The following is a 9784-nucleotide window of genomic DNA, read 5'->3' as shown; positions in this document are numbered from 1 at the left end:
AAAGTGTAGTGAAGCTGTCGTAGAATTTAGAAATGATTTCTTAAGCCTAGCGTTTTTTGTTTCTTTTTTGGGCAATGCAAAAAAGAAAAGAAGAAAGAAAATGAAACCCTAAAAACAGCATCATTTCCTAATCACTAATTATGAAGCACCAATCACAAGTCACCAGTCACCAATCACAATTCCCCAGCGAGGGTGTCTTTTTCTTTGGTTCGTTTCTTTTGGACAAGCAAAAGAAATGAATAAAACACTCTTTAAACCCAAAAACAGCATTATTTCCTAATCACTAATCACTAATCACTAATCACAAATCACAAATCATCAAAAAGAACCACTTATGAAACAGAAAAGAGCTCAGAATAGAACGTCAGCATTCCGGCATCAGAAAACATTTCGTAAAATTCAAGAAAGCGAAACGTAAAGCGCTTTCCACTGTTTGAGCGAGGAACCGAGCGAGTTTGGAAAGTGTAGTGAAGCTGCCGTAGAATTTAGAAATGATTTCTTAAGCCTAGCGTTTTTTGTTTCTTTTTTGGGCAATGCAAAAAAGAAAAGAAGAAAGAAAATGAAACCCTAAAAACAGCATCATTTCTTAATCACCAATCACCAATCACCAATCACCAATCACCAATCACCAGTCACCAATCACCAATCACAAGTAACAAACCACAAATCAACAAACATCATTCTACTCCCTAGATAAGCCATGGATAAGCCCTAGATAAGCCCTAGATAAGCCCATAAAAAAGAAAAACACGCAATTCATTCAATAAAACGGTAATTACCAGAAATAGGAACATGCATTACTATTTTTTTTAATCTCGCTACACCCTATCATTATTGAGTTTTCATCAAAATATAAAAAAAAAACATACCCAAGGCACACCCAACTTGTGAAAAAGAAAGCTCCTACTGCCGCAATTTTGTCCTGAACTTTAAATTTTATTAGTATGGCTAAACAAGCTGGAATTATCAAGTTAAAAGGGACAATAGACGATTTGTCTTTTTACAAAACAGTAGACGGTCACCTAGCGCGAGCAAAAGGGGGCATCGACAAAAACAAAATTCTTAACGATCCTGCGTTTCAGAGAACGCGTGAAAACAATTCCGAATTTGGAGCAGCAGGAAAAGGAGGGAAACTAATCCGTACTTCGGTGAGGCATTTAATGCAAAACGCGAAGGATCGAAGAGTAGTTAGCAGACTCACTAAGGAGCTATTAGCGATTATTAAGACCGACCCCTTAAATCCGCGAGGTAAACGAACCATTCAGGATGGAAATCTTGAAGTAATAGAGGGCTTTGATTTTAATAGCAATGCACCGCTAAGTACTACACTCTATGTGGGCTATACCACTAATTTCAATCGAACAAGTGGTGAAGTTACGGCCAATCTGGAAGCATTTAGCCCCACCATTCGGATTGCAGCGCCAACAGGAACAACCCATTTTAAACTATCGTTGGGAGCTGCAGAAATAGACTTTGTAAACATGCAATTCGTTTTTTCAGCGGCAGATACTGGTGTGTTGCCCTATACTGCCCCCGAATTACCTGCGAACACACTAACAGCTCCTTTGAGCCCTGATTCCGATTTGCCGGTACTCCAGGTAATTGGGGTCGAGTTTTATCAAATGGTAAATGGAGAGTACTATTCTTTAAAAAATGGGGCAAACAATGCATTGGCAATTGTGAGTCTAGATACGGTATAGGAATGGAATTAGTGTTAACTAGATTATATAAAAAGGAGGGTACCATTGGTACCCTCACTTTAAACGGACACTTCATCTGTTTTACTGTAGAACTTCCTTGGCATAAAAAACAAAAAAACAGATCCTGTATTCCAGAAGGCAGTTACGAGCTGAAAGCCAGATATTCTCAAAGATTTAAAAATCATTTGCACCTCCAATATGTTAAAGGCAAGTCTCTAATTTTAATGATTCCTGCAAGCAATGTAAAGACTGAGATACAAGGTTGTATAGTACCCGTACAACAGCTTACAGGAATCGGAAAAGGTATTTACACTAAGCTAGCATTGGATAAAGTGCTTAGTATTTTCCATCAAGCTTCAGAAAAGAATGAAAAAGTAGTATTAACCATAAACTCAAATCAAAATGAAGATTATAGATAGACTAAAAAAACCCACCCCAAAATTCTTTAGAAAAATAAGAAACATAGGAATGGCAATCGTAGCTTCTGGCGGAGCGATATTGGCTGCGCCTTTTGAAGTCCCAACAGTTTTATTTACTATCGCAAGCTATGCCACTGTCATTGGAACAGTAACAACTGCCATAAGTCAAGCGGTAGTTGCCGACGAAGAAGAAGAACAACAAAATCAAAAAAAAACATAGTATGAACCTTAATGACGCACCCATGATGGCAGGTACAGCTGGAGGAACATTGGCTTCAACCATACCTAATATAGGAAACGAGCATATTGTAATAACATGCATACTGGCGGTAATAGGTGCCACAGTAAGTTTTGTAATCACATTAGTTTTAAAAAAAATAGTAGCGTATATCAGTCGTATTAAAAAACCTACTATTTTTAAGTCAAGGAAATAAACGTTATAATTAAATCTGTTAATTTTAATGAAGTGCTCTGTTTATGAAGTAGGTTGTGTTTTTTACAAAACAAAAAACCCACAACGTTTGTTGTGGGTTTCGGTATGCGGAGAAAGAGGGATTCGAACCCCCGGAGGTGTGACCCTCAACAGTTTTCAAGACTGCCGCATTCGACCACTCTGCCATTTCTCCTTGAGTGCCTCATCAGCTATTCGCTGAATGCGGCTGCAAATATAGAAGGAATTTTGTTTTTTACGAAAGGAAATGAAAAAAAAAGAAGATTTTTTTTTCATTTTAAGTTCGATGCAATCCAAAAATATAATTTACAAGATGCTATTCTTTGATTTTCAATGTAATCTAATAAAAATGGTTTTAAAATGTTTTTATAGAAATGTCTCCCTTATATCAAATTGAGGTGGTTTTTCACTTTTTAAGAGGGATTAAAAAGAGTTCAATTGGTTAGAAAACAGAATCGGCTTCTAATTTTAGTCATTTAAAATGGCAACGGGTTTTTTATCATCCCCAACCGCAACAAATGTAAAAAAGCCAGTTACTGCCTTGCTTCGTTTATAGCTGTACATATCTTCCATGAAAATATCCACTTTTACCACGCAGCTCGTTCTTCCTATTTTATCCACTCTGGCAACAAGCTCAATAATGGTTCCTTGCGGAATAGCAGTATTAAAATCAATTTTGTCTGTAGAAACAGTTACCATCTTTTTTCGACTAAATCGTGTGGCGCAAATAAATGAGGCTTCGTCCATTAATTGCAGTGCAGTACCACCAAAAAGGGTGTCGTAGTGGTTTGTTGTATTTGGAAAAACAGCTTTACAAATTCGCGTTTCACTTGTATTTTTTAATTCTTCAATAGTAGGCATTATATATCAGGGTTGAATTTGTTTACTTTTGTGTGGTGATACAAATGTACTAAGTTATATGGCAAAAACGACACTAGAATCGCTTCAATGGCGATACGCAACCAAAAAGTTTGATGCGACTAAAAAGCTTTCCGAAGAAAAACTTTCTATCTTAAAAGAGTCTTTCAACCTTACTGCGACCTCGTATGGATTGCAACCTCTTAAAATGGTGGTTGTTAGTACTTCAGAAATAAAACAAAAGTTGGTGCCGTTAACCATGCATCAGCCACAAGTAAACGACGCTTCTCACGTGTTTGTAATTTGTACAGAAGCTGGAATGTCTTCGGAACGTATTAAAGAGTATTTCGATTTGGTTGAAACCACTAGGAATACAGAACGAAGTATTTTAGCTCCTTTTGAAACATTTTTAATAAATGATTTTTCTGAAAAATCTGAGGAAGCAATTAATATCTGGATGGCGAAACAAGCGTATTTGGCATTGGGTAATTTGCTAACTGTTTGTGCCTTAGAAGAAATTGATTCGTGTCCTATTGAAGGCTTTGAGCCTAAAAAATACGACAAATTACTTCAGCTTACTGAAAAAGGCTTACAATCTGTACTCGTACTTGCGGTTGGATATCGTGCAGACGATGATTTATTCTCTACTTTGGAAAAAGTACGTAAGGGAGTCGACAATGTTATTATAGATTTTTAAAGTATTGTTTGTAATTATTGATTTATTTTTTGTAAATTAATTGGGATGATAAGAGACGTATTATTAAAAGATTTTACATTACACGAAGTTTATGAAACCAAAAATTGCACCTTCTGGTTTTACGATGTATTGTGTTGGTTTGAAGCGAAAGAAGAGGTCTTATTTACTTTAGAAGGGTATGTAGACGAAATGTTAGTTCGTTTTGATAAATACTACAACAACCAGCCCATCCCTTTTATATCTAATCGTATTAATACCTATTCTTTCAATCTGCTAGATTCTGTTAAATTTCCAGAGTTTATTATGATATCTTGTTTTATGACCATTTGCTATGGCGATGCAGATGTATTACACGCAAAATTCGCGAAGCAGTTTTGGAAAAAACCATTTATTATTTTAGAATCTCCTAAAAAGGCTGTCGAGTACCTAACGGAAGCTTTAAAATCACCTGCTACTATCTGTAAATGACAGTAGAATCTCTTTTTCATTTACCACGCAACCCTTACCTTTACACTTCATCTAAACAATACAAATAAGTACGATAATTTATGCCTGGATTTGAAGTTTTTGGCGACGAAGAGCGCAAACAAGTAAACGATGTTTTAGAAAGTGGAGTATTAATGCGTTACGGTTTCGACGGAATGCGAAACGGCCACTGGAAAGCTAAAGAGTTTGAAGTAGCATTCGCTAAAAGGATGGAATCGAACTATTGTCAACTCGTTTCTAGTGGAACCTCTGCACTAACAGTTGCATTGGCTTCAGCTGGAATTGGCGCGGGAGATGAAGTTATCATGCCTACGTTTACATTTGTGGCTAGTTTTGAGTCTATTATTGCCTTGGGAGCAGTTCCAATTCTTGTAGATATCGACGACACACTTACCATGAGTCCGAGTGCTGTAGAAGCTGCCATTACTCCAAAAACAAAGTGCGTTATGCCAGTGCATATGTGCGGTTCTATGGCAGATTTAGATGCATTAGGCGCTATATGTATCAAACATGATTTGATCTTGTTAGAAGATGCGTGTCAGGCATTAGGCGGTACTTATAAAGGAAAACCTTTAGGAAGCTATGGCGATTTAGGGTGTTTCTCTTTCGATTACGTTAAAACGATTACCTGTGGTGAAGGAGGAGGGATTATCACTAACTCTGAAGTCTTTAAAATAAACGCAGATCAATACCAAGATCACGGTCACGATCACTTCGGAAACGACCGCGGTGCCGAAACTCATCCAACGTTAGGATACAACTACCGCATCTCAGAACTTAATGCAGCGGTTGGTATTGCACAATTAGGAAAACTAGACGCAATTTTAGAGATTCAAAAAAGAAATTATACCATTGTTCGAAACGCCTTAGCTACCATTGAAGGAGTAACGTTTAGAACTGTACCTGAAGGGGGTGAAGAAAACTATTCTTTTTTAAGTTTCTTTTTACCTTCTGAAGCATTAACCCAAAAAGCTCACAAAGCATTAGGTGAAGCGGGTGTTGATGGTTGTTTTTATTGGTACACCAACAACTGGCATTATATAAACGGATGGAACCATCTTAAAAATTTAGATACATTAGGACCTTTACCTTCCGAAGTGAAAAATCAATTGCAAGATCTGAATGCTACTGATTTTTCAAAAAGTGATGCTTGGATGAGTCGTACGATTTCCTCTTTAGTTAAAATCGGTTTAACGGAAGCGCAAGTAAAAGAGCGTGCAGCTAAAATGGTTTCAATAGTTAAAAACGTTATCTTGTAGAGGAATAAATTATTTTTAACCTCGCAACTAACTAATTATGACTATTTCTCAAACCCATTCAAAAGTAATGCTACTCGTGGCGTTACTTTTTTTTTTGTGAAGCTGCCCTCTCCCAAACCACTCAAATAAGTGTTATTGATAGCACTGTGCAGAAGCAAAAAAGATTAAAATTTGGTGTTGGTTTTGGGATAAACTTTGTGGGAGGAACCAATATTAGTTTGGCGCCAAACCTTACGTATCTTCTAAGTGACAAAATAAGTATTGGCGGCGGAATTCAAGGTAGTTATTCGTCATTGAAAGATATACAGAGTACTACAACCTTTGGAGGAAGTGTAATTACACAGTACAGCCCAATTAAGCAAATAACGACCTTATTAGAATTTGCTGAGCTACATGTTTCAACTAAAACTGAAACAGCTACGGGAGCGGCTAAAAAAACCTATTGGGATTCAGCCTTGTTTATAGGTGCAGGCTATAATGTTACCGAAAAAATATCGTTGGGTGCCAAATACAATGTATTGTACAAGGAGGATGAAAGCGTATACACGAGTGCGATAATCCCCTTTGTAAATATTACATTTTAATACTAAGCTCTATAAAAAAAAGCGATTTTAGAAATGCAACGTTTCTAGTACTTCACGTATTCTGTGATTTCCAATCCGTAACCAATCATACCCACACGTTTTGTTTGCTCGCTATTTGAGACCAAACGTATTTTGTGAATCCCTAAGTCGTGTAAAATCTGTGCGCCAATCCCGAAATCTTTATGGTCCATTTCGATACGAGGTGCTTTCGCAATTGTCTCGTGAGTTTGCGATTCTTTTAGCTCAGATAAACGCTTTAAAAGGTTTAATGACTGACTTTGTTGGTTGATAAATACAATAGCGCCTTTCCCTTCTTTGTTCACAAGATTAAACATATCGTCTAACTTTTGTTCTGCGTTATTGGTTAAGGTTCCTAAGATATCACCATTCACTAAAGTTGCATTCACACGAACTAAAACAGGCTCGTTTTGTTCCCATTTTCCTTTGGTAAGTGCAATATGTACTTGGTCGTTTGTAGTTTGTTTGTAGGCACGAAGTCTAAAGCTTCCGAAGCGCGTATTAATGGTAAAGTCTTCTTCTTTTCTAATTAAAGAATCGTGCTCCATACGGTAGGCAACTAAGTCTTCAATAGAAATTAATTTTAAATCAAACTTTTTAGCAACATCTACCAACTGTGGTAAACGTGCCATGGTTCCGTCTTCATTTAAAATCTCAACCAAAATTCCTGCGGGTTGAAGTCCTGCCAAGCGTGCTAAATCGATTGTAGCTTCTGTATGGCCTGTTCTACGCAACACACCTCCTGTTTTAGCGCGTAAAGGAAAAATATGTCCTGGACGACCTAAATCACTCGGTTTCGTATCTTTGTCTACTAGCGCTTTAATAGTTTTAGCGCGATCGTGTACCGAAATACCTGTAGTACAACCGTGACCTATTAAGTCGACAGATACTGTGAATTGTGTATGGTGTAAAACAGTATTGTTTTCTACCATCATATTCAATGATAATTCGTTGCAACGTTCTTCGGTAAGCGGCGCACAAATAAGTCCGCGACCATTAGTTGCCATGAAATTAATCATCTCTGGAGTTACCATTTCGGCTGCTGCAATAAAGTCTCCTTCATTCTCGCGGTTTTCATCATCAACAACGATGATTATTTTTCCTTGGCGAATATCTTCAATAGCTTCTTCAATAGTATTTAATTGAATTGAAGTTGCGTTTGTGGTAGAAGTCATAATAAAATTTTTGGTGGTGCAAAGATACTGAAACTAGTCTTCTTTTTTTGAAGCTTTGTCTTTCTTTTTAAAGAGTCTTGAAATACGTTGTGTGAACGAATCTATGTCCATAATTCCTTGGTCGGTTGTTGCTCTATACGTAAGCCAAATACTTAACGGAAGTAATATCGCAGTACTCAACCAAGTTGCTATAAAGGGGTGAAGCGTACCATCTTCGGCGCTATTTTTAGCGAAAATACCTATAAAGTGATAGCTTAAAAACAACACAATGGCAATAACCATAGGTAATCCCATTCCTCCCTTGCGAATAATAGCCCCTAAGGGAGCGCCCACAAAAAATAAGGCGATACAGGCAATGGCTAATACGTATTTATCGTGTAATGCTATTTCAAATTTATTAAGTCGCTTGGTCTTAATGGTGAATTCACTTTTTTTAGACTTAATAGATTGTAGGGTTCCTTTAACATTATTAAGTGCCATGTCTACTAAACTGGGTAATCTTTGCTGCGGAAAAATTGCCGTAATCGATTCAAGAGTGTCTATTCCAATAGTGTCTACTCGTTTTTGATCTTTAAACTTTCCAATACCACTTCGGTAATACATGTTTTCAGAAAACAATCGAATGTCTTTAGAATAGCTACTTGAAAGGGAATCAATTTCAACAACTAATTCGCTCATATTGTACATGTTCTGATTGGAAAGCTCATTTTCTTTATCGACGTCTGTATTGTTGAATTCGGTAAGATCAATATTTATCGCGTACTCTTCAAAGTAACTTTTCGCAAAAGGCTGTCGTTTCTGTTTAATTGCATCCTTTACTTGAACATCGTCATAGTAATTTCCGTCTTTCAGAATAAGAGATAAGGTGTTACTCCCTTTTGCACTGGCTAATTCTCCATTATTTGCAATGATTACGGTAAAGTTTCCGTTAGGTCTATTAGGGTCTTTTTTGTGAATTACGATGTCTTTCAGAAACTGACCTCTATCGCCACTTTTTTCAGCAATTTTAATATTATAATCATCCCCAATCTGACTAAATTGTCCTTCAGCAATAAGCATTGACGGACTCATTTGTGCAATATTACGACGTAAGTTTTGCCATTTGTATTCAGACCACGGAATTACATTATTTGAAAAAAGGAAGGCTACAAAACTCATAAAGAGTATAAAAACCATCAAACTTCGCATGGCGCGTTGTAAGGAGATTCCCGTAGATTTCATTGCGGCAAACTCGTAGTTTTCAGCAAAGCTTCCAAAAACCATCAAGGAAGTAACTAAAATAGTTAAGGGCAATACCAGTGGTATAAGTCGAGGAGATACAAACCATAAAAACTTAAGAATGATCCAAACGTCTAGATCTTTCCCCGCTAATTCATTAATGTAGAGCCAAATAGTTTGCAGTACAAAAATGAACATTAAAATAATGAAGACGCTAAAAAACGTCTTCAAATAACTTATTAATATGTATCTATCTAGTATTTTCAAAACAAAGCTTTAATCAAGCTTATTGATGTAATAACCATCTTGCTTGTATTTAGCCTCGTCAAAGGTAAACAAGGTTTTTGAAAGTGGCTGGTTGGTTTTGAACGAATTTACGGTAAGTGTATATTTTGTGCCTTTAGCATCTGTTTGTATCAATTTATAAATGTGCTTAGTTTGCACATCGATACCCAACAAAATGTTTTTAATCTCTGCCTTCGAATCGATTGGCGTTAACTTCACAAACTGAATTTTGCGTCCTTTTACATTTTGTTCGATATCCATTTTATAGGTATATCCTTTTTCGTAAAAAGTAAGCATTTTAGAAGGTGTAATATCCTTATCGTCTTGCGCTCTGTATTTTGAAATTGTCACTTCTTCGTCTTCAGGAACAATAGAGTAGATGTTCTTTCCATCGAACAAACGGCTGGTTCCTAACATGTTTAAAACATATTTTTCTCCAGATAATGTAACATCTCCACGAGTGTCTTGATTTACATTTTCTTTGGCATTATTCAAATTGTATTTAAAATCAATTTGAATGTTGTCGTAGCTTTTTGCTTTTGCTGAAACTTCATTTAAAAGCGATTTAGCGCTTTGAGCATTTGCAAAAGAAAAGGTGAAAAATGCGAGTATTAAAAAAGATAACTTTTTCATT

Annotated in this window: 12 protein-coding genes and 1 tRNA gene; 8 read left to right on the top strand and 5 right to left on the bottom strand. The window is 36.5% G+C overall.

What is annotated here, in order from left to right; translation table 11 throughout:
• Positions 1 to 944: 944 nt before the first annotated feature.
• From BLQ00_RS16440 to BLQ00_RS16425, 4 genes are read left to right on the top strand one after another with little or no spacing between them, the layout of a single operon-like run.
• On the top strand, positions 945 to 1700 hold the full coding sequence (locus BLQ00_RS16440) for a hypothetical protein (protein WP_093145411.1): 756 nt from the start codon (positions 945 to 947) through the stop codon (positions 1698 to 1700).
• Positions 1701 to 1702: 2 nt separating this feature from the next.
• On the top strand, positions 1703 to 2119 hold the full coding sequence (locus BLQ00_RS16435; protein ID WP_093145410.1) for a DUF5675 family protein: 417 nt from the start codon (positions 1703 to 1705) through the stop codon (positions 2117 to 2119).
• Positions 2103 to 2339 carry a hypothetical protein gene (locus BLQ00_RS16430; protein ID WP_093145409.1) on the top strand — a complete coding sequence of 79 codons (237 nt, stop codon included), beginning with the start codon at positions 2103 to 2105 and terminating at the stop codon, positions 2337 to 2339. The genes BLQ00_RS16435 and BLQ00_RS16430 overlap by 17 nt, the downstream gene beginning before the upstream one ends.
• 1 nt (position 2340) lies before the next feature.
• Positions 2341 to 2553, top strand: coding sequence for a hypothetical protein (locus BLQ00_RS16425; protein WP_229792663.1), 213 nt, complete (start codon positions 2341 to 2343; stop codon positions 2551 to 2553).
• Between the two features lie 107 nt (positions 2554 to 2660).
• Here the strand turns inward: BLQ00_RS16425 and BLQ00_RS16420 are convergent.
• Positions 2661 to 2745, bottom strand: a tRNA-Ser gene (locus BLQ00_RS16420).
• Between the two features lie 293 nt (positions 2746 to 3038).
• Complete coding sequence (locus BLQ00_RS16415; protein WP_093145408.1) at positions 3039 to 3431, bottom strand: acyl-CoA thioesterase; 393 nt, start codon at positions 3429 to 3431, stop codon at positions 3039 to 3041.
• A gap of 58 nt (positions 3432 to 3489) precedes the next feature.
• On the opposite strand from BLQ00_RS16415, the gene BLQ00_RS16410 reads away from it, so the two are divergent.
• The 4 genes from BLQ00_RS16410 (at position 3490) to BLQ00_RS16395 (ending at position 6454) form a co-directional block, all read left to right on the top strand.
• Entirely contained in the window at positions 3490 to 4125 is a 636-nt protein-coding gene (locus tag BLQ00_RS16410) for an NAD(P)H-dependent oxidoreductase (protein ID WP_093145407.1), read from the top strand.
• Between the two features lie 45 nt (positions 4126 to 4170).
• Positions 4171 to 4593 carry a hypothetical protein gene (locus tag BLQ00_RS16405; protein WP_093145406.1) on the top strand — a complete coding sequence of 141 codons (423 nt, stop codon included), beginning with the start codon at positions 4171 to 4173 and terminating at the stop codon, positions 4591 to 4593.
• Positions 4594 to 4673: 80 nt separating this feature from the next.
• The gene (locus BLQ00_RS16400; RefSeq protein ID WP_093145405.1) at positions 4674 to 5870 is read left to right on the top strand and encodes a DegT/DnrJ/EryC1/StrS family aminotransferase; all 1197 of its coding nucleotides are present in this window, start codon (positions 4674 to 4676) and stop codon (positions 5868 to 5870) included.
• 146 nt (positions 5871 to 6016) lie between these two features.
• Positions 6017 to 6454 carry a hypothetical protein gene (locus tag BLQ00_RS16395; protein WP_093145404.1) on the top strand — a complete coding sequence of 146 codons (438 nt, stop codon included), beginning with the start codon at positions 6017 to 6019 and terminating at the stop codon, positions 6452 to 6454.
• A gap of 44 nt (positions 6455 to 6498) precedes the next feature.
• On the opposite strand, the gene ribB is transcribed toward BLQ00_RS16395, so the two are convergent.
• Genes ribB through lolA1 form a run of 3 tightly spaced genes read right to left on the bottom strand, consistent with a single transcriptional unit; the run spans position 6499 to position 9783 of the window.
• Entirely contained in the window at positions 6499 to 7647 is a 1149-nt protein-coding gene (ribB, locus tag BLQ00_RS16390; RefSeq protein WP_093145403.1) for a 3,4-dihydroxy-2-butanone-4-phosphate synthase, read from the bottom strand.
• 33 nt (positions 7648 to 7680) lie between these two features.
• Positions 7681 to 9132 (bottom strand): LptF/LptG family permease, encoded by a 1452-nt coding sequence (locus tag BLQ00_RS16385; RefSeq protein WP_093145402.1) that lies wholly within the window; start codon positions 9130 to 9132, stop codon positions 7681 to 7683.
• 9 nt (positions 9133 to 9141) lie between these two features.
• Positions 9142 to 9783, bottom strand: a complete 642-nt coding sequence (gene lolA1, locus BLQ00_RS16380) for an outer membrane lipoprotein periplasmic chaperone LolA1 (RefSeq protein ID WP_093145401.1) — start codon at positions 9781 to 9783, stop codon at positions 9142 to 9144.
• Position 9784: the final 1 nt, after the last annotated feature.

The organism is Ulvibacter litoralis (assembly GCF_900102055.1).
Classification (GTDB): domain Bacteria; phylum Bacteroidota; class Bacteroidia; order Flavobacteriales; family Flavobacteriaceae; genus Ulvibacter; species Ulvibacter litoralis.
The sequence above is the reverse complement of the archived record's forward strand: the minus strand, read 5'-3'. Positions and strand labels throughout refer to the sequence as shown.

Excerpts from the sequence above, each read along its gene's own strand:
- BLQ00_RS16440 (WP_093145411.1), top strand. The coding sequence starts at position 945 with ATGGCTAAACAAGCTGGAATTATCAAGTTAAAAGGGACAATAGACGAT.
- BLQ00_RS16435 (WP_093145410.1), top strand. The coding sequence starts at position 1,703 with ATGGAATTAGTGTTAACTAGATTATATAAAAAGGAGGGTACCATTGGT.
- BLQ00_RS16430 (WP_093145409.1), top strand. The coding sequence starts at position 2,103 with ATGAAGATTATAGATAGACTAAAAAAACCCACCCCAAAATTCTTTAGA.
- BLQ00_RS16425 (WP_229792663.1), top strand. The coding sequence starts at position 2,341 with ATGAACCTTAATGACGCACCCATGATGGCAGGTACAGCTGGAGGAACA.
- BLQ00_RS16415 (WP_093145408.1), bottom strand. The coding sequence starts at position 3,431 with ATGCCTACTATTGAAGAATTAAAAAATACAAGTGAAACGCGAATTTGT.
- BLQ00_RS16410 (WP_093145407.1), top strand. The coding sequence starts at position 3,490 with ATGGCAAAAACGACACTAGAATCGCTTCAATGGCGATACGCAACCAAA.
- BLQ00_RS16405 (WP_093145406.1), top strand. The coding sequence starts at position 4,171 with ATGATAAGAGACGTATTATTAAAAGATTTTACATTACACGAAGTTTAT.
- BLQ00_RS16400 (WP_093145405.1), top strand. The coding sequence starts at position 4,674 with ATGCCTGGATTTGAAGTTTTTGGCGACGAAGAGCGCAAACAAGTAAAC.
- ribB (WP_093145403.1), bottom strand. The coding sequence starts at position 7,647 with ATGACTTCTACCACAAACGCAACTTCAATTCAATTAAATACTATTGAA.
- lolA1 (WP_093145401.1), bottom strand. The coding sequence starts at position 9,783 with ATGAAAAAGTTATCTTTTTTAATACTCGCATTTTTCACCTTTTCTTTT.